Source organism: Aquincola agrisoli, from assembly GCF_036621135.1.
GTDB classification, from domain to species: Bacteria; Pseudomonadota; Gammaproteobacteria; order Burkholderiales; family Burkholderiaceae_C; genus Aquincola; species Aquincola agrisoli.
In genome coordinates, this window is the sequence record NZ_JAZIBG010000009.1 from 53,379 (window position 1) to 74,543 (window position 21,165).

Annotated in this window: 19 protein-coding genes; 4 read left to right on the forward strand and 15 right to left on the reverse strand. The window is 71.7% G+C overall.

The genetic code is table 11. The features are described from left to right. Positions 1-58: 58 nt before the first annotated feature. Positions 59-1,381, reverse strand: a complete 1,323-nt coding sequence (gene guaD / locus V4F39_RS02130) for a guanine deaminase (RefSeq protein WP_332287587.1) — start codon at positions 1,379-1,381, stop codon at positions 59-61. Positions 1,382-1,411: 30 nt separating this feature from the next. Then, a complete protein-coding gene (locus V4F39_RS02135; RefSeq protein ID WP_332287588.1) occupies positions 1,412-2,386 on the reverse strand; it encodes a LysR family transcriptional regulator in 975 nt (324 codons plus the stop codon). Between the two features lie 73 nt (positions 2,387-2,459). On the opposite strand from V4F39_RS02135, the gene xdhA reads away from it, so the two are divergent. From xdhA to xdhC, 3 genes are read left to right on the forward strand one after another with little or no spacing between them, the layout of a single operon-like run. Further along, entirely contained in the window at positions 2,460-3,998 is a 1,539-nt protein-coding gene (xdhA, locus tag V4F39_RS02140) for a xanthine dehydrogenase small subunit (RefSeq protein ID WP_332287589.1), read from the forward strand. Between the two features lie 18 nt (positions 3,999-4,016). Continuing rightward, entirely contained in the window at positions 4,017-6,440 is a 2,424-nt protein-coding gene (gene xdhB, locus V4F39_RS02145; RefSeq protein ID WP_332287590.1) for a xanthine dehydrogenase molybdopterin binding subunit, read from the forward strand. A 16-nt stretch (positions 6,441-6,456) separates the two neighbouring features. Next, positions 6,457-7,275, forward strand: a complete 819-nt coding sequence (gene xdhC / locus V4F39_RS02150) for a xanthine dehydrogenase accessory protein XdhC (protein ID WP_332287591.1) — start codon at positions 6,457-6,459, stop codon at positions 7,273-7,275. A 37-nt stretch (positions 7,276-7,312) separates the two neighbouring features. Here the strand turns inward: xdhC and V4F39_RS02155 are convergent, their stop codons facing one another. The 11 genes from V4F39_RS02155 to V4F39_RS02205 all read right to left on the reverse strand — a co-directional run bounded on the left by V4F39_RS02155 (position 7,313) and on the right by V4F39_RS02205 (position 18,319). After that, on the reverse strand, positions 7,313-7,534 hold the full coding sequence (locus tag V4F39_RS02155; RefSeq protein ID WP_332287592.1) for a hypothetical protein: 222 nt from the start codon (positions 7,532-7,534) through the stop codon (positions 7,313-7,315). 112 nt (positions 7,535-7,646) lie between these two features. Next, positions 7,647-8,618, reverse strand: a complete 972-nt coding sequence (locus tag V4F39_RS02160) for a tRNA dihydrouridine synthase (protein WP_332287593.1) — start codon at positions 8,616-8,618, stop codon at positions 7,647-7,649. Between the two features lie 22 nt (positions 8,619-8,640). Next, positions 8,641-9,549 (reverse strand): DUF808 domain-containing protein, encoded by a 909-nt coding sequence (locus V4F39_RS02165; RefSeq protein ID WP_332287594.1) that lies wholly within the window; start codon positions 9,547-9,549, stop codon positions 8,641-8,643. 68 nt (positions 9,550-9,617) lie between these two features. Further along, a complete protein-coding gene (locus V4F39_RS02170; RefSeq protein WP_332287595.1) occupies positions 9,618-10,238 on the reverse strand; it encodes a DUF1415 domain-containing protein in 621 nt (206 codons plus the stop codon). Then, positions 10,235-10,876, reverse strand: coding sequence for a hypothetical protein (locus tag V4F39_RS02175; protein WP_332287596.1), 642 nt, complete (start codon positions 10,874-10,876; stop codon positions 10,235-10,237). The genes V4F39_RS02170 and V4F39_RS02175 overlap by 4 nt, the downstream gene beginning before the upstream one ends. A gap of 79 nt (positions 10,877-10,955) precedes the next feature. After that, complete coding sequence (locus V4F39_RS02180; protein ID WP_332287597.1) at positions 10,956-12,023, reverse strand: LacI family DNA-binding transcriptional regulator; 1,068 nt, start codon at positions 12,021-12,023, stop codon at positions 10,956-10,958. Further along, positions 12,001-14,550: a ligase-associated DNA damage response DEXH box helicase gene (locus tag V4F39_RS02185; protein ID WP_378235038.1), complete on the reverse strand. Its 2,550-nt coding sequence runs from the start codon at positions 14,548-14,550 to the stop codon at positions 12,001-12,003. The genes V4F39_RS02180 and V4F39_RS02185 overlap by 23 nt, the downstream gene beginning before the upstream one ends. 49 nt (positions 14,551-14,599) lie before the next feature. Beyond that, a complete protein-coding gene (locus V4F39_RS02190) occupies positions 14,600-15,130 on the reverse strand; it encodes a PEP-CTERM sorting domain-containing protein (RefSeq protein ID WP_332287598.1) in 531 nt (176 codons plus the stop codon). A gap of 29 nt (positions 15,131-15,159) precedes the next feature. Beyond that, a complete protein-coding gene (locus tag V4F39_RS02195) occupies positions 15,160-16,572 on the reverse strand; it encodes an aminotransferase class V-fold PLP-dependent enzyme (RefSeq protein WP_332287599.1) in 1,413 nt (470 codons plus the stop codon). A gap of 146 nt (positions 16,573-16,718) precedes the next feature. Continuing rightward, positions 16,719-17,207, reverse strand: a complete 489-nt coding sequence (locus tag V4F39_RS02200; protein WP_332287600.1) for a RidA family protein — start codon at positions 17,205-17,207, stop codon at positions 16,719-16,721. Positions 17,208-17,503: 296 nt separating this feature from the next. Further along, complete coding sequence (locus V4F39_RS02205; RefSeq protein ID WP_332287601.1) at positions 17,504-18,319, reverse strand: DUF429 domain-containing protein; 816 nt, start codon at positions 18,317-18,319, stop codon at positions 17,504-17,506. Positions 18,320-18,383: 64 nt separating this feature from the next. Here V4F39_RS02205 and V4F39_RS02210 point away from each other — a divergent pair, with 64 nt between their 5' ends. Next, a complete protein-coding gene (locus V4F39_RS02210; protein WP_332287602.1) occupies positions 18,384-19,436 on the forward strand; it encodes an asparaginase in 1,053 nt (350 codons plus the stop codon). Positions 19,437-19,478: 42 nt separating this feature from the next. Here the strand turns inward: V4F39_RS02210 and V4F39_RS02215 are convergent, their stop codons facing one another. Next, positions 19,479-20,264, reverse strand: a complete 786-nt coding sequence (locus V4F39_RS02215; RefSeq protein ID WP_332287603.1) for an ABC transporter ATP-binding protein — start codon at positions 20,262-20,264, stop codon at positions 19,479-19,481. 119 nt (positions 20,265-20,383) lie between these two features. Then, a complete protein-coding gene (locus V4F39_RS02220) occupies positions 20,384-21,163 on the reverse strand; it encodes an ABC transporter permease (RefSeq protein ID WP_332287604.1) in 780 nt (259 codons plus the stop codon). Positions 21,164-21,165 lie beyond the last annotated feature (2 nt).

The following is a 21,165-nucleotide window of genomic DNA, read 5'->3' on the forward strand; positions in this document are numbered from 1 at the left end:
GGCTCTCGGCCGGTTGTGTGTTGTCGTGTTCACCGGAAGGCGCTGGCGCGCCGGGACGTCAGGGCACCGCCGCCATGGCGCCTCCACGCCGTTCGTACTGCGGCAGGCCCTGGACGTAGGCGGCAGCCAGGTTGCGGTCGTCGGCCAGCGTGATCCAGGCGAACACTTTTTCGTGCAGGCCCTGCGCCACGGCCATGCGGCGCTCGGCCACCGGGTCGGCCGCCCAGTCCCACACGCACAGGTCGGCGGCACGCCCGGGCTCGAAGGCGCCGATCTCGTCGCCGAGGCCCAGCGCCTGCGCAGCCCCCAGCGTGGCGGCGTGCAGCGCCTTCCAGGCGGTGAGCCGCTGGCCCTGCATCGCCTGCACCTTGTAGGCATCGAGCATGGTGCGCAACATCGACAGGCTGGTGCCGCCGCCGACGTCGGTCGCCAGCGACACCGCGCCGCCGGCCGCCTCGGTGGCTCGCCAGTCGAAGAGGCCGCTGCCGAGGAAGAGGTTGGACGAGGGGCTGTGCGCGATCTGCGCCCCCGAGGCGCGCAGCGCCGCGCGGTCGCCGTCATCGAGCCAGATGCCGTGCGCCAGCACGCTGCGCTCGTTCATCAGGCCGGCGCGGGCGTAGACGTCGAGGTAGCTGCGCGCCTCGGGAAAGAGCTCGTGCACCCAGCGCACCTCGTCGCGGTTCTCGGCGACGTGGGTCTGCATGTAGAGGCCGGGGTAGGCGGCGCACAGCGCGCCCGCCATGGCCAGCTGCTCCGGCGTGCTGGTGGGCGCGAAGCGCACGGTCACCGCGTACGACAGCCGGCCGCGGCCGTGCCAGCGCTCGATCAGGTCAATGCAGTCGCGCTCGGCCTGCACCACGTCGTCGCGCAGGTTGTCGGGCGCATGGCGGTCCATCAGCACCTTGCCGGTCACCAGCCGCATGCCGCGGCGATGGGCTTCGGCGAACAGCGCCTCGGCACTCACCTTGTGCACGGTCGGGAACACCACCGCCGTGGTGGTGCCCTGGGCCAGCAACGCATCGACGAAGCGCGCGGCGCCGGCCTCGGCCTCGGCCCGGTCGGCAAAGCGGCTCTCGGCGGGGAAGGTGTAGGTGTTCAGCCAGTCGAGCAGCTCGGTGCCGTAGCTGCCGATCACGTCGAGCTGCGGGCTGTGCACGTGCGTGTCGATGAAGCCGGGCAGGATGAGCCGGCCGCGGTGGTCGTGCTGCTGCCAGCCTTCGGGGGGCGGCTGGTGGCCGGGCTGCACGCCGGCGACGCGGCCATCTTCCACCAGCAGCCAGTGGTCGGGGCGCCAGCGCAGTGCGGGCGTGTCGACCGCGCCCCATTCCGGCGTCGCGGTGAAATCGAGCAGGTCGCCGCGGAGGGCAAGGCGTCGGGGCATGGCGTTGGGCTGTGTCATGGTGTCGGGGAGTCAGTGCGGCGCCGGGGGAGCCGGCTGGCCGGCCACGCGCCGGGCAACTTCGCGCACCTGGTCGCGCAGCCAGCGCATGGACGGCGACGCGTGCGTCAGGTCGTGCCACAGCTGGTAGTAGGTGAGCGGCGGAAACGGCGCCGGGCAGCGCACGATGCGCACGGGCAGGACGCCAGCGTAACGCGTGCAGAACAGGCGCCCGGTGGTCAGCAGCAGGCGGCTGCGCGCCACCATCAGGGGAATCAGGCTGAAGTGCGCGCTGCGCACCGCCAGGTGGCGCTTGACGCCCAGCGACGCGAGGTGGTCCTCGATCACGCCGGGGGCGCCCGGGCTGAACGGGGCAGGCGCCACATGCTCGCAGCCGAGGTATTTCTCGATCGTCCAGCCCGTGCCTTCGGCCAGCCTCACCACGGGGTGGCCCTGCGCCACCAGGCAGACGATCTCGTCGGACATCAGCCGGCCGAGGTGCAGCTCCTCCGGCGGGTGCAGCCAGTTGCCGACCACGAGGTCGACTTCGCCGGCGGCCAGCGCGCGGCGGTAGTCGAAATCGCCCGACAGCGGCAGCAGCTCCAGCCGCGCGTGCGGCGCCGCCTCGTGCACCTGCGCGACGAGTTCGGGCAGGAAGGTGGGGTCCATGTAATCGCTGGCGGCGACGCGGAAGGTGGCGGTGGTTGCCTGCGGATCGAAGGCGGCGCCGCGCACCCGCGGGCTGAAGATCGCGTCGGCCGCCTGCAGCAGGCTGGCGGCGGGGCCGACGAGCTGCAGCGCCGCGGCAGTCGGCGTCATGCCGTTGCCGGCGCGCACGAGCAGCGGGTCGCCCGTCAGCTCGCGCAGCCGCTTGAGCTGGGCGCTGACGGCCGGCTGCGTGCTCTGCAAGCGCAGGGCGGCGCGGGAAACGCTGCGTTCGACGATCACGGTATGGAGGACGCGGATGAGGTACAGCTCGATCTTGTCGAACTCGGCGCGCTGCGTCATATGGCTGGCTCGATAGGTGCTATGGGGGTGATCGTATTCACGCCCCGGCCGATCGCGAGTAAGTTCACACCCCATGACAACCCAACCTGTCCGCTTCTGGCACCGTGGCCGCGTCGTCGACGTCGGCGGCGTGCATCCCACCCGCAGCGTGCTCGACTGGCTGCGCGAGGACGCGCGCTGCACCGGCACCAAGGAAGGCTGCAACGAGGGCGATTGCGGCGCCTGCACCGTGGTCATCGGCGAGCTCGCGGCCCCCGGCACGCCGGGCGCCGTCGGCGGCCTGCGCCTGCAGTCGGTCAACGCCTGCATCCAGTTCGTGCCCACGCTGCACGGCAAGGCGCTGTTCACGGTCGAGGACCTCAAGGAGATCCAGGCCAGCGCGCTGCACCCGGTGCAGCAGGCGATGGTCGAGTGCCACGGCTCGCAGTGCGGCTTCTGCACCCCGGGCTTCGTGATGTCGATGTGGTCGGCCTACGAGCACCACCAGGCAGCCGGCACGCAACCCACGCGCCAGCAGATGGCCGACGAGCTGTCGGGCAACCTGTGCCGCTGCACGGGCTACCGGCCCATCCTCGACGCCGGCCAGCGCATGTTCGACCTGCCGGCGGCGCGGCTGGACACCGCGCCGGTGGTGGCCGCGCTGCAATCGCTGCAGGCCCAGGCCGCGCTCGAATACGCCGGCGCCCGCGGCTCCGGCGAGCAGGCCGACAAGCTGCTGGCCCCGACCTCGCTCGCCGAGCTGGCTGCGCTGCGCGTCGCCCATCCCCAGGCCACGCTGCTGGCCGGCTCGACCGACATCGGCCTGTGGGTGAACAAGCAGTTCCGCGAGTTGGGCACGATCCTCTACCTCGGCAACGTCGAAGCGCTGAAAGTGATCGAAGTGCGTCGCGACGCGGCCGGCGAGGCACTCTACATCGGCGCGGGTGCGTCGCTCGAAGAGGCCTGGCAGGCCCTGGCGGCACGCGCGCCGTCGCTCACCGACGTGTGGCTGCGCTTCGCCTCGCCGCCGATCCGCCATGCCGGCACCATGGGCGGCAACGTCGCCAACGGCTCGCCCATCGGTGATTCACCGCCGGTGCTGATGGCGCTCGACGCCGAGATCGAGCTGCGCCTGGGCGAGCGCGTGCGCCGCATGCCGCTGCCCGCGTTCTACATCGACTACATGAAGAACCGGCTCGAGCCCGGCGAGTTCGTGCAGGGCCTGTCCATCCCGGCCGCGGCGTTCGAGCGGCAGGTGCGGGCCTACAAGATCAGCAAGCGCTTCGATTGCGACATCTCCGCGCTGTGCGGGGGCTTCGCGATCGAGCTGGACGGCGACACCGTGCGCAGCGTGCGGCTGGCCTTCGGCGGCATGGCGGCGACGGTGAAGCGGGCCGCGGGCGCGGAAGCCGCGCTGGTCGGCCAGCCCTGGACCGAAGCGAGTGTCGAGGCCGCGCAGGCCGCGCTGGTCCAGGACTTCAAGCCGCTGACCGACATGCGCGCCAGCGCTGCGTACCGGATGCAGGTGGCGCAAAACCTGTTGCAGCGCTTCTGGCTGGAGACGCGCACGGCCGATCCGCTGCCGGCCGCGGCCACCAGCGTGTTCAGCGTGATGCCGCATGCGGCAGTCTGACGGAAGGAGCGCAACGCCATGAACAAGCCCATCGCCCCCAGCCTGCTGCAGCCCGACGAGGCCTTCGCCGATTACCTGAAGAACACCGCCTACCGCATCGACGAAAACGCCGAGGCGGCCCGGCTGAAGGCCGGCGCGCGCGTGGGCATCAGCCGGCCGCACGAGTCGGCCCACCTGCACGTGGCCGGCGAGGCCACCTACATCGACGACCTGCCCGAACTGGCCGGCACGCTGCACTGCGCACTGGGCCTCTCGCCGGTCGCCCACGGCACGCTGAGATCGGCCGAGCTCGACCCGATCCGCGCCCTGCCCGGCGTGGTGGCGGTGCTCACCGCCGCCGACGTGCCCGGCACGAACGACTGCGGCTCGATCGTCCACGACGACCCGATCCTCTGCGACGGCGAGATCCGCTACCTTGGCCAGCCCGTCTTCGCGGTGATTGCCGAAACACGCGACCAGGCCCGCCGCGCCGCCGCCAAGGCCAAGGACGTGCTGCAGATCGACGCGCTGCCGCCCGTGCTGACGCCGCAGGACGCGCATGCCAAGCAGCAGTACGTGGTGCCGCCGATGCACCTGGTGCGCAGCACCAACGACGGCGGCGCGCAGGCCGCCATCGCCAAGGCGCCGCACCGGCTGAAAGGCACGTTCGACGTCGGCGGGCAGGAGCAGTTCTACCTCGAAGGCCAGATCAGCTACGCGGTGCCGAAGGAGAACGACGGCATGCACGTCTTCTGCTCGACGCAGCACCCCAGCGAGATGCAGCACCTGGTGGCGCATGCGCTGAAGCTGCATGCGCACCACGTGCAGGTGGAGTGCCGGCGCATGGGCGGTGGCTTCGGCGGCAAGGAATCGCAATCGGGCCTGTTCGCCTGCGTGGCCGCGATCGCGGCGAAGCGGCTGAACCGCCCCGTCAAGCTGCGGCTCGACCGCGACGACGACTTCATGGTCACCGGCCGGCGCCACTGCTTCTGGTACGACTACGAGGTGGGTTTCGACGACGAAGGCCGCATCCTCGGGGCCGAGATCACGATGGTCTCGCGCGCGGGCCATTCGGCCGACCTCTCCGGCCCGGTGATGACCCGCGCGCTCTGCCACTTCGACAATGCCTACTGGCTGCCCGACGTGGCGATGCACGGCTTCTCGGGCAAGACCAACACGCAGAGCAACACCGCCTTCCGCGGCTTCGGGGGACCGCAGGGCGCGATCGCGATCGAGAACATCCTCGACGGCGTGGCGCGGCAGCTGGGCCGCGACCCGCTGGCCGTGCGGCGCGCCAACTTCTACGGCACCACCGAGCGCAACGTCACGCCCTACCTGCAGACGGTGACCGACAACGTCATCCACGAACTGGTCGACCAGCTTGCAGCGGGCAGCGGCTACAGCGCACGCCGCGCGGCCGTGGCCGCCTTCAACGACACCAGCCCGGTGCTCAAGCGCGGCATCGCGCTGGTGCCGCTGAAGTTCGGCATCTCGTTCAACGTCAAGCACTTCAACCAGGCCGGTGCGCTGGTGCACGTCTACAACGACGGCTCCATCCTCGTGAACCACGGCGGCACCGAGATGGGCCAGGGCCTGAACACCAAGGTGGCGCAGGTGGTCGCCCACGAGCTGGGCGTGAGCTTCGAGAAGGTGCGGGTGACCGCAACCGACACGCAGAAGGTCGCCAACACCTCGGCCACCGCCGCTTCCACCGGCGCCGACCTGAACGGCAAGGCCGCGCAGGACGCCGCCCGCCAGATTCGCGAGCGGCTCGCCGCCTGCATCGCCGGCCACCACGGCGGCGAGCCGTCGGCCGTGGTCTTCGCCAACGACCAGGTGCAGGTGAACGGCCGCACGCTGCCCTTCGACGCCGTCGTCGCGCAGGCGTACCTCGACCGGGTGCAGCTCTGGTCCGACGGCTTCTACGCGACACCTGGCCTGAGCTGGGACCGCGAGAAGATGCAGGGCCGGCCGTTCTACTACTTTGCCTACGGCGCGGCCGTGAGCGAGGTGCTGGTGGACACGCTCACCGGCGAATGGAAGCTGCTGCGTGCCGACGTGCTGCACGACGTGGGGCGCTCGCTGAATCCGGCGGTCGACGTGGGCCAGGTGGAAGGCGCCTTCATCCAGGGCATGGGTTGGCTGACGACGGAGGAACTGGTCTGGCACCCGCAGACCGGCAAGCTCACCACGCATGCGCCCAGCACCTACAAGATCCCGACCGCCAACGACTGCCCGCCCGTCTTCAACGTGCGGCTCTTCGAGGGCCGCAACGCGGAGGATTCGATCCACCGCAGCAAGGCCGTGGGCGAGCCGCCGCTGCTGCTGCCGTTCTCGGTGTTCTTCGCGATCCGCGACGCCGTGTCGGCCGTGGGCGGCCACCGCATCGATCCGCCGCTGCGCGCGCCGGCGACGTCGGAGGCGATCCTGGCGGCCATCACCGCGGTGAAGGCCGCAGCCTGAGCACGCGGGCCGCGCCATGGACCGCAACGTCCGCCGCACCGCGCAGGCCTGGCGCCGCGCTGCGCAGCACCCGGCCATCGTGGTGCAGGTGCTCGCCTCGCGCGGCTCGGCGCCCCGCCATGCGGGCACGCGCATGCTCGTGTCGCAGCGGGAGGCCATCGGCACCATCGGCGGGGGGCACCTGGAGTTGAAGGCCATCGAGGCCGCGCGCAGCATGCTCGCCGAGGGCCAGGCGCCCTTCCAGCGCCACTACCCCCTGGGGCCCGCACTGGGCCAGTGCTGCGGCGGGGCCGTGACGCTGGCCTTCGACTGGCTCGACGACGCCGCGCTCGCAGCATGGCCCGAGCCGCCCCCGATGTTCCATCTGCAGCTCTACGGCGCCGGCCACGTCGGCCAGGCCATCGCGCGGCTGCTGTCGACACTGGACTGCCGTGTGGACTGGATCGACGAGCGGGAAGACCAGTTTCCGGGCGCCACCGCCTTCACGCCCTGCGACCACATCCGCGCGTTGGCGGTCGATGCGGTGGAGGCGGAGGTGGCGCAGGCCCCGCCCGGGGCGTTCTACCTGGTGCTGACCCACAGCCACGACCTGGACCTGCGCATCACGGAAGCGATCCTGCGCCGCGGCGATTTCGGCTATTTCGGGCTGATCGGCTCGGCGACCAAGCGCGCCCGGTTCACACACCGGATGGAAGACAAGGGCGTCGCGGCAGGCACCTTGGCCCGCATGACCTGCCCCATCGGCGTGGAGGGCATTCCTGGCAAGGAGCCGGAGGTGATCGCCGTGGGGGTCGTGGCCCAGCTGCTGCAGGCCGCCCACGCCGTGCACCGGTGACCACGCATCCGCGCGTCGCCGCGCGGTTGAACCGGGATCAGTGCAGGCGATCGCTCAAGCAGACGGCCGGCGGGCAGAACTCGCGGCCGACGACCGCGCGGGCGTACAGGTAGTTGTCGAGGGCACGGGGGCTCAGCGCATCCATCTGAACGGCGCCATGTTCGTCGCACGGGAACGTGAGGGCCCGACCGGCGTGGAACAGGGATTCGAAACGCAGCTCGTAAGTCGCGGGCTCGGCATGCAATGCAAGTGGGGTCATGGCGTCGCTCCAAGAGGGATGGGCTGTAATCACATCGTCCTTGCTCGCAAGCGTAGACACCACCCCTCGGGAGAGCCATCTCCCCCCACCGCAAGGGTGTGTCGGCTCTCTGCTACGCGGGATGTAGCAGTTTGGCTGACACGTTGTGAGGCGCCGCCCCATCGAACAGCAGCTGCGCGACGCGCGTGGGATCGTTGACGGTGCGCACTGCCTGGTACGCCGCCTCCGCCTCGGGGTGGCGCCGGCGTAGGAAATTGAGCCACTGCTTCAGCCGCCCCGCCCGGTGCCGCGGCTCGACGCGGGTGGCCACCAGCTGCCAGAAATCCGCGATCAGCGGGAGCAGCACGGCCCAGTCGACGGGCTCGAGCGCGCCGCGCACCGCCAGGGCCAGGCCCGGATCGGCCACCATGCCGCGGCCCAGCATCAGCGCTTGGCAGCCGGACACCTCCAGGCAGCGCCGGGCATCCTGCACCGTCCACACCTCGCCGTTGGCGACGACGGGCAGGCGCACCGCGGCGCGGATGTCGGCGATGCGCTCCCAGTACGCCGGCGGACGGTAGCCATGCGCCTTGGTGCGTGCGTGCACGACCAGCTCGCAGGCGCCGCCGGCTTCGATCGCCTGCGCGCAATCGATCGCCCGGGCGTCGTCGTTGAAGCCCAGCCGCATCTTGGCCGACACCGGCATCTGCGCAGGCACCGCGCGCCGCACCTCGGCGACGATGCGCGCGATCAGCTCGGGCTCGTCCAGCAGCGCCGCGCCGCCGCCATGGCGGTTGACGACCTTGGCCGGGCAGCCGAAGTTGAGGTCGATGCCTGCCGGCCCGAGCGACGCCAGGCGCGCCGCGTTGTCGGCCAGGCAGGCCGGATCGGAGCCCAGCAGCTGCGCGCGCACCGGCACGCCGGCGCGGGTGCGGCCGCCGTGGTTCAGCTCGGGCACGACGCGCAGGAACGCCCGCTCCGGCAACAGCGTGCCGGTGACGCGGATGAACTCCGAGACACAGCGGTCGATGCCGCCCACGCGTGTCAGCGCGTCGCGCAGCGGGAAATCGAGCAGCCCCTCCATGGGCGCGAGCAGCAGGCGCATCTCTTCTCCGCCGCGGGCTTGGTCAGTGCGCCCGGCCGCCGCGCAGGCGCTGCACCGCGGTCACCACGAGCAGCACGGCCGCCCCGGCCAGCAGGCCCACGCCCGCATTCGCCAGCGCCTCGGCCAGCCAGCCCACGATGCCGCCCAGCGGCGCGGTGAACGCCTCGATGGCATGGTGCACCGGCGCCAGGCCGTGCACGAGGATGCCGCCGCCCACCAGGAACATCGCGGCCGTGCCGGCCACCGACAGGCCCTTCATCAGCCAGGGCGCCGCCGCGAGGATGCCGCGGCCGAGCGCCCGGGTGCCCGCGCTGGCGCCGCGGCTCAGCGCCAGGCCGGCGTCGTCGAGCTTCACGATGCCGGCCACCAGGCCGTACACGCCCACCGTCATCAACAACGCGATGCCCACCAGCACCGCGACCTGCGTGGTGAACGGCGAGCCGGCCACCGTGCCCAGCGTGATGGCGATGATCTCCGCCGACAGGATGAAATCGGTGCGCACCGCGCCCTTGATCTTCCCTTTCTCGAAGGCGACCAGGTCGACCGACGGGTCCGCCACCGCCTGCTTGTGCGCCTGCGCCGAGGCGTCGGCCGGATGCAGGAAACGGTGCGCCAGCTTTTCAGCTCCCTCGAAGCACAGGAAGGCGCCGCCCAGCATCAACAGCGGCGTGACGGCCCAGGGTGCGAAGGCGCTGATCGCCAGCGCCGCCGGCACCAGGATCGCCTTGTTGAGCAGCGAGCCCTTGGCCACCGCCCAGACGACCGGCAGCTCGCGGTCGGCGTTGACCCCGGTGACCTGCTGCGCGTTGAGCGCCAGGTCGTCGCCCAGCACGCCGGCGGTCTTCTTCGTCGCGAGCTTGGTCAGCACCGCGACGTCGTCGAGCACCGACGCGATGTCGTCGATCAATGCGAGCAGGCTGGAACCGGCCATAGGGCACCTGTGGGTTGTTGAGCGTGAACGGGCGCGCGATGGTAGCGGGCGGCGCTGCGCGCGCTGGCTCAATCGCGTGGCGTGCCGCCCGGCGGCGGCTCCTGCGCGGCAGGCTCCCACTGCCTGCGCAGCGCTGCCCAGCCGTCCGGACCCATGGCCTGCAGCGTGCGCATGTTCGATTCGTAGATCGCCTCGGGCTCGGGGAACGCCGCGACGGCGCGGTCGATGCTCGCTTCGCGCAGCAGGTGCAGCATCGGGTACGGCGACTGGTTGGTGGCGTTGGTGACGTCGTCGGCCTCGGTGCCGGCGAAGCGGTAGTGGGGGTGGAAGCTCGCGATCTGCAGCTCGCCGTCCAGCCCGAGCTGCGCCAGCAGCGCGTCGGCCGCGCCGAGGAATTGGTTGTAGTCGTCGAAGTCGTTCAGCACGCCGGGATGGACCAGCAGGCAGGTGTCGACCTGCGCCGGATCGGCGGCGGCCAGTGACAGCAGCTCGGCCCGCAGCGCCTCCAGCAGCGTGTGCGTGTCGGCCGCATCGCTCACCGCATAGCGGACCTGCCCGCGCACGTGCACCGCCTTGGCGAAAGGGCACAGGTTGAGGCCGATCACCGCGTGTTCCAGCCAGGCGCGGGTGGCGGCCACCACCGCATCGGCATCGGACCGGCGGGGGCCCATCGGCGGGGGGTGGCTCATCGGCCGGCCTTGATGGCCTTCTCGTCGTCCTCGCGGAAACGACGGTCGGCACACTCGCGCAGCCAGGCCTGGCGCGCTTCCTCCAGGCCGCGGCTGTCGGCCGCCAGGCGCGCCTGCAGGCCGTTCCAGGCGCCGGCACGCTCGTCGTGCACCTGGGCCTTGGCATTCAATGCCTCGACGGCCGCCTCGTAGGCCGCCTTCAGCGCAGGCCCGTCGGCTTCCAGCGCCTGCGATTCGGTCTTCAGCGCGGCCTGCTCGGCCAGCAGCGCCTCGCGCGCGGCGGCATCGGCGGGCGGCCTGCCGGCACGCTCGTTGAACGACTCGATGCGGCCCGCCAGCGCCCGCATGCGCTCGTTGCGCCGGGCCACGGCCGCCTGCTGCGCGTCAGCCTCCGCCTTCAACCCGCGCAGTTCGTCCGCGAGTTCCACGATGCCGGCCCGCTGTGCGTCGAGCGCGGCCTTGCGCTGCGCGAGGTCGGCGCGGCCGCCCTCCACCCGCGATTCGCGGTCCATGCAGGCACGCAGTTGATCGCGGGTCAGCAGGGGGGCCTGCGCGTTCGGGCCCGGGGCAGGCTGGGCGGCGGGCACCAAGGGCAGGAACAGCAGGCTGGCGAACAGCAGGGAGGACAAGCGCTTCACGGGATCGGGCGGCAGAAGGCGTCGGGCCCGGGATGATGCCATCCGCCGCGGTGCGGGTGCCTGCCGTCTGCGGCGGCCCTCAGGCGCTGGCGCGCTCGACGATGGAGAAGCCGGTGTCCACCACCGGGGCGCCGTCGGCGGGCGCCGTCCGCCCTTCCGCCCGGTCGACGAGGCAGCGCGCGGCCTCCTCTCCGATGCGGGTGCCGTCGATGCGCACGGTGGTCAGCGCCGGATGCAGGTCGCGCGCAAACGCGAGGTCGCCGAAGCCCACGACGGCCAGTTGCTCCGGAATGCGCACGCCCTGCACCATCGCCTCGGTCAGCACGCCGAGCGCCAGCAGGTCGGAGCTGCAGAAGATGCCGTCGACCGCTGCGTCGGCGCGGCGCAGCGCGAGCAGCGCCGCCCGGCCGCTGCCCAGCGTGGTCGGCGCCGGCACCTCCTGAACCACGGGCGGTGCCAGCCCCAGCGCCCGCGCGGTGGCGCAGAACGCATCGCTGCGGCGGCGCGAACGCTCGTCGTTGCCGCCGATCACCGCCAGCCGGCGGCGGCCGCGGCCGTGCAGGTAGCGGCACACCGCCTCGCCCACCGCGGGGTGGGAGAAGCCCACCAGCATGTCGATCGGCTGGTCGGTCAGGTCCCAGGTCTCGACCACCGGGATGCCGGCCGCCGCCAGGCGTTGGCGGGCCTGCGGCGAATGCCGCACGCCGGTGAGCAGGATGCCGTCGGGACGGCGGCCGATCACCGCGCGCAGCAACTCGTCCTCGTGCGATTCGGTGTAGCCCGTCTGGCCCAGCATCAGCTGGTAGCCGCGGGCATGCAGGGCGGCCGTCAGCCCCTGCACGAGCTCGGCGAAGACCGGGCTGTCCAGCGTGGGGACCAGCGCGGCGACGAGCCGGCTCCTGTTGGAGCGCAGCCCGCCGGCCAGCAGGTTGGGCACGTAGCCGGTCTGCGCGATGGCGGCCTGCACCCGCGCCAGCGTCGCCGGCGGCAGGCGCTCGGGCACGTTGACGGCGCGGGACACGGTCATCGCCGACACGCCGGCCACGCGCGCCACGTCGTTGACCGTCACGCTGTTCGAGCGGCGGCGCGGCGCGGGCGCCGGGGCAGCGGGTGGCGGAGCTTCTTCAGGCTTTCGGCGCGATGTCATGGCGCGCGATGGTACGGGCGGGCGGCGCGTCGAGTGCCGCCTCGGCCGCCGCCAGCACCCGGGCCAGCCGGTCGGCGAGCTTCTCGGTGCTGAGCTGCTCGCGGAAGCGCTCCACCATCAGCGGCAGGCTGAAGGGGCTGGGCGCCGGCAGTTCGACCAGGTCGATGCGCTGCGTGCGCATGCGCGCCAGCGTGTCGCCCAGGCGGCCGAGTTCCAGCTCCTGCGCGAGCACCTCCTCCTCGGCCTGCGACAGCAGCCGGTTGCCGGCGTCGTACTTGCGGAAGACCTCGTAGAAGAGCGTCGACGAGGCCTGCAGCTGGCGCGTGCTCTTGGGCGCACCGGGATAGCCGCTGAACACCAGCCCGGCCACACGCGCGATCTCGCGGAACCGCTTGCGCGCCAGCGCGCTGGAATTGAGGCTGGCCAGCACGTCGTGCATCAGCGCCTCGGCGGCCAGCACGCTGCCGTCGAGCAGCGGCGCCAGGTCCAGCGGCAGCGCGCTCAGCAGTTCGAAGCCGTAGTCGTTGATCGAGATCGAGAAGGTGTTGGGCTGGCCGCGCGCGAAGCGCCAGGCCAGCAGCTGCGCGAGCCCGAGGTGCACGTTGCGGCCGCCGAACGGGTAGAGGTAGAGGTGATGCCCCTCGCGCGAGCGGTAGCGCTCTGCCAGCAGCCGCCCCGGCCGCGGCAGGTGCGACAGGCGCAGCTGGGCCTGCAGCATCGGCCAGGCGGCCCGCATCTCGGGCTCCGCGAAGGCGCCGCGGCGCGGCGGTGGCCGGCCCGCGGCGGCGCCGCCCGCGTCGGCGGCAGCCTGCGCGGCGTCGTGCAGTAGGGCCAGCACGGCATCGGCCAGCTCGCTCGACAAGGGCATCTTGCTGCCGCTCCACGAGGCCATCACGCCGCGCCGGCTGCTCGCCTTGCGCACGTAGGCGGTCATGTCGCGCGTGCGCACGTACTCGAGCGCACGCCCGGCGAAGACGAAGCAGTCGCCCGGCTTCAGCCGCGCGACGAAGCTCTCTTCCATGTGCCCGAGCCGGCCGCCCGACACCCATTCGATGGGCATCGTCGAATCGCTGACGATGGTGCCGACGCCCATGCGGTGGCGGCGCGCGATGCCCGCGTCGGGCACGCGGTACACCCCGTGCTCGTCGCGCTGCACACGGTGGTAGTCGGGGTAGGCGCCGAGGCTGTCGCCGCCGCGCTCGACGAAGGCGACGGCCCAGTCGAACTCCTCGCGCGTCAGCGCGGCATAGGCCGGCGCGCTGCGCACCTCGTCGAACAGCGCGTCGGCCTCGAAGCCCCCGCCCAGCGCCACGCTGACGAGGTGCTGCACCAGCACGTCGAGCGGCTTGGCCGGTGAGTGCCGGCCCTCGACCTGGCCGGCCCGCGCGGCCCGGCGGGCCGCGGCGCCTTCCACCAGCTCCAGCGCCTGCGTGGGCACCAGCGTCACGCGGCTGGGCCGCCCCGGCGCATGGCCGCTGCGGCCCGCACGCTGCAGCAGGCGGGCGACGCCCTTGGCGCTGCCGATCTGCAGCACCCGCTCCACCGGCAGGAAATCGACGCCCAGGTCGAGGCTGGAGGTGGCGACGACGGCCTTGAGCCGCCCCTCCTTCAGGCCGAGCTCCACCCACTCGCGCACGCTCTTGTCGAGCGAGCCGTGGTGCAGGGCCACGACGCCCGCCCAGTCGGGCCGCGCCGACAGCAGCAGCTGGTACCAGGCCTCGGCCTGGGAGCGCACGTTGGTGAAGACCAGCGTGGTGCCCGAGCGGTCGATCTCCTCCACCACCGGCTGCTGCATCTGCGCGCCCAGGTGGCCGCCCCAGGAGAAGCGGCCGGGATCGGCCGGCAGCAGCGTGTCGATCGCCAGCACCTTGGGCACGCGGCCGCGCACCAGCCGCCCGCCGGGCCCGCCGACGAGCACGGCCATCGCCTCCTGCGAATTGCCCAGCGTCGCCGAGAGGCCCCACACCACCAGGCCGGGGTTCCAGCGCCGCAGCCGGGCCAGCGCGAGCTGCACCTGCACGCCGCGCTTGTTGCCGATCAGCTCGTGCCATTCGTCGACGATGACGGTGTGCACCTGGCCGAGATCGTCCCGCGCGGCGGCCCGCGTGAGCATCAGCGTGAGCGATTCGGGCGTGGTGACGAGCGCCGTCGGCATGCGGCGGTCCTGGCGGGAACGCTCCGCCGCCGCGGTGTCGCCGGTGCGCCGGCCGACCGTCCAGGCGGGCGCCACCTCGGCCAGCGGCGCCTCCAGGGCCCGCGTGGTGTCTGCGGCCAGCGCGCGCATGGGCGTGAGCCACAGCACGCCCAGCGGCGGCGGGGCGCGGCCGGCCATCGGCACGCCCATCGCCTGCGCGCGCGCCAGCGCGCCGAACCACACCGCGTAGGTCTTGCCTGCGCCGGTGGTGGCGTGCAGCAGGCCGCTGTCGCCAGCGGCCATGGCGGCCCATACCTCGCGCTGGAAGGCGAAGGGCTTCCAGTGCTGGCGGGTGAACCAGGCGGCGGGTCGGAAAGGTGGCGTCTTGATCAGGCCATCCTACCGAAGCCGCCGCCGTCCGCCCGCCCGGGCGAACGCGCCCTCAGCGCCGGCGGCGCAGCAGCCCGACCAGCGCCAGCCCCATCGCCATCATGGCCAGCGTGCCCGCCTCCGGCACCGCCGCGATGCTGCCCGGCCCCGCGATGCTGTTGTTGAAGGCGCCGAAGTCCACCGCCCCGTCGAAGCCCGTCGTCACGAAGGTGTACGCGACGCCGGCCGTCAGGCCGAACGAGAAGCCCGACTGGCCCGGGGCGCCAAAATCGTCGTTGGCCGCCAGCGCGTTGGTCAGCGGCGACGCGGCGTTGAAGCCGGGGCCGTAGAGCAGCGTGAAGTTGTCCCAGCCGGTGACGGTACTGAGGAAGTTGTAGAAGCCGCTGGTGTCGACGGTGAACTGGAACGCGTTGTAGCGCGCGTCCTCGCCGATCAAGGGCAGGAAGTCCAGTGTCTCGAGGGGCCGGTCGAAGGTCGGCCCGCCAGCGGTGGTGCCGCTGAAGTCGAGCATGGCCGCCTGCGCGCCCGTGGTGAGGAAGGCGGCACCGATCGCCAGCGCCATCATGGTGTGCTTGGTGTTCATGGGTTTCTCTCCTGCAGGAATGGTCTTGTTCAGCGGCCCGAAAGCATCAGCTTGGTCAGCTCGCGCATCGAGGCGACGAGGCGGTCGACGTCCTGCGCCGAATGGAACAGATGGGTCGAGATGCGCAGCGGGTGGTGCGGTGCCGGCGAGCCGATCACCGGCACGGCCGTGTTGCGCACCACGATGCCGTACTGCGTGCGCAGCCGCTCCACGAACTGGTTGGACTGCGTGGTCTCCGCCGTCGCCGCCGAGCCGGTGGCCAGCACCAGGTTGGAGGCGTGGAAGGGGCTGAACGAGGTCAGCGCCGAGACCAGTTCCGGATCGCCCATCGGCGAATACAGCCGCGAGACGCCCCAGTACTGCGCGATCTTCTGCTTCAGGTAGGCCGAGAGCGCCAGGTCGTGCGCCTCGATCGCCGCGCGGCCGATCTCGTCCCAGTAGGTGCAGCACTCGGAGAAGACCTTCAGCATCGGGTAGTTGGGGTTGCCGATGCTCTGCACGCGCGTGCCGATGGTGTAGGTGGCCGCGTTGGCGTTGGTGCGCGGGCCGGTGAGCGCGGTGTTGTTGGTGTTGCTCGGCCAGAAGTTGAACAGCGGCAGCGGGTTGTACTGGCTCACGCGGTTGCGGATGTAGAGGATGCCGGTGCCGCCGGGCCCGCACTGCCACTTGTGGCCCGAGCAGCCCCAGAAGTCGATCCCGGTCTCGTGGAACTTGATGTTCATCATCCCGGTGATGTGGGCACCGTCGACGATGGTCATGATGTTGTGCTGCTGCGCCAGCGCGGCCAGGCGCTTGTACGGCAGCATCGTGCCGGTGAGGTACGTGGGCGCCGAGAACACGAAGGCCTTGGTGGCCGGCGTGATCGCCGCGGCGAACAGGTTCACGTAGTCCTGCGCGGTCTGGTTGTTGCCCACCGGCAGGTTCACCCGCTTGATCACCACGCCCTTGCGCCAGGCCAGCAGGTTCATCGGGCCGTTGCCACCCGGGTGCTCGTGGTTGGTGGTGATGATCTCGTCGCCGGCGTTGAGCTCCACGCCGGCCAGGATCTTGTTCATCCCGTCCGTCGTGTTGTAGCTCATCACGATTTCTTCGGTCTCGCAGCCGAAGCCGGGGGCGATGGCCGCGCGCATCGGCGTCGTGCCGCCCAGGCTCTCGCGCGGATCGCGCGCCACCAGGCGGTTGTAGTCGTCGAAGGCCTTCAGCAGGTGCGCCGGCGTGGAGCCGGTCGTGCCGATGTTCATGTAGAGAATGGACGGGTCCAGCGTGAAGGCGGGCAAGGGTTCGCCCATCACGTGGTTGGTGGCCGCGAAGGCCTCCTTGCTGACCAGCGGCAGCGCGCCCAGCGTCATCGCGCCGGCGCCGGCGCCCACCAGCTTGAAGAAGCTGCGCCGCTGCGGCGTCGCTTCAGGTTCGAACGACAGGGATGTTTCGTGCTCGGACATGGGATCTTCCTTCCTAACGTCGGGGTGGAATGAACACACGGGGGTCCAGATGGGCGCAACGCGGCGCCCGGCGCGTCGAAAACGGTCGGAACGAACAGGTCGGGAAAGCCGGCGCGCCGCCGCAGCGGCGCAGCCGGCGCGCTCGGCTAGCGCACCGCGACGGCGGAGATCTCGACGGCCACGTCGCGCGGCAGCCGAGCCACCTGCACCGTGGCACGGGCCGGCGGCTTGTCGGTGAAGTAGGTCGCGTAGACCGCGTTCATCTTCGCGAAGTCGTTCAGGTCCTTCATGAAGACGTGGGTCAGCACGACGTTGTCCATCGTCATCCCGCTGGCCGCCAGCACGGCCTTCAGGTTGTCGAGTACGAGGCGCGTCTGCTCCTCGATCGTGCCGGTGTTGAGCTGGTTGGTCTTCGGGTCGATCGGGATCTGCCCCGCCAGGTACAGCGTGTTGCCATGCCGTATGGCCTGGGAGTAGGGGCCGATGGCAGCCGGGGCGTCGCTGGTGGCGACGACGGCCTTGCCCCCGCCGGGATGGGCACCCCCTCCGTGGTGGTGCATGCCCGCACAGGCACTGAGGAGCAGGGGCATCGCGCACGCCAGCCCCAGCCGACGCAACGAGGATCGGTTAGCCATTCGAGTTGTCTCCTGTATGCCGCCGAGAACGCACCTGGATGGTGCGCTGCATGGGCGGCTGTTGTAATTTCGCACCAGCGCTGTGCGAAGTTGACTGTATGGACTTTGGTCAAAATGCAAGCGAGGTGTTAACCCGGATGGAAAAGTGCGGTGTACCGCATAACCGCCACCCAAAAAAACACATTTGCTTTCATTGGCAATGAAGCGGCAACACAGGAACGGCCAACCATCGACTAACGGCGCAGCCGCCGCGATGCGGCGCCGAAGCGCCTGCGCCTGCCGGCCCAGCGACCAGCTCAGCCGCCGGCGGGCGCGCTGACGATCCACCCCTCGAGCGGGTCCATGGGCTGCGGGAGCCCCCAGTCCGGCTGCCGGCTCGCCCAGGCGGCCTGCACCATGCACAGCACGGCATCGAGCCGGTCGCCCGAGGGATCGTCGGCAAGTTGGTCGCGCTGCGCGTGGCTGAGCCTCAGGCGCAGGCCCAGGCGCGTGCGGCCCTGTTCCAGCGCCTCCAGGGCATCCTTGCGGGCAATGAGCCGCTCGGGCGTCTGCTTCGCACGGTCGTCGCTCTTGTACGAGCGGCGCCCGATCAGCTCGCGCGCCAGCAGCCCGGGGTAGGCCTCCAGCGCCACGCGGGTCGGGTCGCCCGCCTGCAGGCCCGGCAGGTGCAGCCCGGCCGCACGCAGCAGCGGCACGCCCGCGTGCATCATCAGCGCCACCGGCGGGTTGACCCACTTCATCGACGGCGAGGAGCCGGCCGGCCCGTCGCAGGCGCGGTGCACGAACTTGCTGCCGGCGGGCCGCGCCGCGCAGAAGGCGGCGAACGCGCGCCGCACCTCGTCGCGCGGCAGGCCCGCGTAGTGCGACATCAGCGCGGCCCAGTCGCCGGGCCACCCCAGCGCCTCCACCAGCGCGCGGGGCAGGCCGAAGGGGAGGTCGAAGCCGCCGACCCAGGGCCCGGGCACCTCCAGCCGCTGGCTGAAGGCTTCGAAGCTGGGGTGTGCCTCCAGCCGCTGCAGGCCGAGCCGCACCCCTTCGAGCCGGCCCTGCGCGACGACGATGGGCTTGCGCGCCGTCGGGCGGCTGGTGAAGTCGATCCCCAGGACATCCATCACCGGGATTGTCGATGCCGGCGCTACAGTGGCCCGGCCCGGCACGCCGGCGGAGGAGACGACGATGCAGCAGCACCCCATCCTGGTCGAGGCCACCCGCGGCGGCGTGGTCGAGTCCTTCCACCGCGGGGCGCTGGCGATCGCGCAGGCCGACGGCGCGCTGCACACCGCGCTCGGCGACATCGACCGGCCGGTGTTCCCGCGCTCCGCGGTGAAGGTGCTGCAGGCGCTGCCGCTGGTGGACAGCGGCGCGGCCGAGCACTTCGGGCTGACCGACGAGGAGCTTGCGCTGGCCTGCGCCTCGCACAACGGCGAGCCCGCGCACGTGCGCACGGCCGCGTCGATGCTCGCCAAGGCCGGCCTGGACCCCGCGGCGCTCGAATGCGGCGCCCACTGGCCGGGGCACGAGGGCGCGGCCCGTGCCCTGGCCGCAGCGGGCCAGGCGCCGAGCGCGCTGCACAACAACTGCTCCGGCAAGCACGCGGGCTTAGTGTGCCTGGGCTGCCTGATGGCGCGGCAGGCCGGCCGGGAGCCCGGCGGCTTCGTCGGCGGCTACCTGCAGCCGGGGCATCCGGTGATGCGCGAGGTGACGGCCGCGCTGCAGGCGGCCACCGGCTGCGACCTCTCGCGGGCGCCCATGGGCACCGACGGCTGCTCGATCCCCACCTACGGCATCCCGCTGCGGCAGCTGGCCCGGGGTTTTGCGCGCGTGGCCACCGGCCAGGGCCTCTCGCCCGGCCGCGCACAGGCCGCGGCCCGGCTGCGGCGTGCCGTGGCGGCCGCGCCGTTCATGGTCGCGGGCACCGGCCGTTTCGACACCCGCGTGATGGAGCGCCTGGGCGAGCGGGTGTTCTGCAAGGTGGGCGCCGAAGGCGTCTTCTGCGCCGCGCTGCCCACATTGGGCTTGGGCGTGGCGATCAAGATGGACGACGGCAACAACGCACGCGCGGCCGAGGTGGCGATGGCGGCGGTGATCGAGGCGCTGCTGCCGCTGGACGACGCGCAGGCGAGCCTGCTCGCCAGCCTGAGCCGCGGGGTGCTGCGCAACTGGAACGGCATCGAGGTCGGCACGCTGCAGGCCACCGAAGGCCTGCGCGGCGCCTTCGGCCGGCGCTGAGTCGCGGCGCCTGCCGGGCGCCAGCGGCCCGGCGCACGTTCGTCAGGCCATCGCCGCCTGGGCGGCCAGCACCTCGATGCGCACCTGCTCGGTCAGCTCGGCCTTCAGCGCCGAGAACGCCGGGGTGGTCTTCACGGCGTAGTGGCGGGGGTGCGGGATGGGCACCGGCCGGTCGAGCTTGATGCGGCCGGGCCGCGCGCTCATCACCATCACCCGGCTGCCCATGAAGACGGCCTCGTCGATGTCGTGGGTGACGAAAAGCACCGTGGTGCGCTCAGCTTCCCAGATGCCGAGCAGCAGCTCCTGCATCAGCTCGCGCGTCTGGTGGTCGAGTGCGCCGAAGGGCTCGTCCATCAGCAGCATGCGAGGGCCGTTGGCCAGCGCGCGGGCCAGCGCCGTGCGCTGCTGCATGCCGCCGGAAAGCTGCTTCGGGTAGTGGTGCTCGAAGCCGGTCAGGCCCACCTTCTGGATGAAGCCCTGCGCGATCTCGATCTGCTGGGCCCGCGGCAGGCCGCGCTCGCGCAGGCCGAAGCAGACGTTGTCGCGCACCGTGAGCCAGGGGAACAGCGTGTAGCTCTGGAACACCATGCCGCGGTCGGCCCCGGGGCCGGTGACGCGCCGGCCGTCGAGCAGCACCTCGCCGGCGGTCGGGTGGTCGAGCCCGGCCACGATGCGCAGCAGCGTGCTCTTGCCGCAGCCCGACGGGCCGAGGATGGTGATGAAGTCGTTCTCGGCCACCTGCAGGTCGGTGGCCGACAGCGCCAACGTGCTGCCGTGGCTCGACTGGAAGCGGCGTTCGACGCCTTTGACTTCGAGGAGGATGGTCATGGGCTTTCCCGTTCAGTGGCTTCGGAGGTCAACGGCGCGGTCGCGGGACGACGGGGCGCTCAGGCACGGCCCAGGGTCCGCAGAGCAACAACGTCGGCCTCTCTGCCATAGGCCCTCGATCACCTTCCCAGTGCCGCCCAGGCAAACACCTTGCGGTTGACCGTCTTGAACAGCAGATCGCTCGCCAGCCCGATGAGCCCGATCACGATGATGCCGAAGATGATCTGGTCGGTGGCGAGCAGCGCCTGGCTGTCGGTGATCATGTGGCCGATGCCGCTGGACGCGCCGATCAGCTCGGCGACGATCACGTACGTCCAGGCCCAGCCCAGCACCATGCGCAGGATCTCGGCGATCTCCGGCGCCGCGCCGGGGATCAGCACCCGCCGCACCACGCCCCGGTCGCCGCAACCCAGCGTGTAGGCGGCCTCCACCAGGTCGCGCCGCGTGTTGCCCACCGCCACCGCGATCATCAGCACCAGGTTGAAGAAGCTGCCGATGAAGATGACGGAGAGCTTCTGCGCCTCGCCCAGGCCCGCCCACAGGATGAGCAGCGGGATGAACGCGCTGGCCGGCAGGTAGCGCGCGAAGCTGACGAAGGGCTCGAAGAACGCCTCGATCGGCTTGTACGCACCCATGGCCACGCCCAGCGGCAACGCCAGCACCGCGGCGATGGTGAAGCCGCCCAGCACGCGCCACACCGTCATGCCGATGTCGACGGCGAAGCCCATCTCGGTGAGCAGCGTCCAGCCGCTCTTCACCATCGTGATTGGGTCGGCCAGGAAGGTCTTGCTGACGTGGCCGCCCAGCGTGGCGATGGCCCAGACGGCGAAGAAGAGGACGAAGAAGGCGGCCCCGAGCGCGATGCGCAGGCCGGGGCTGACGGGCTTGAGCGGCGTCATGG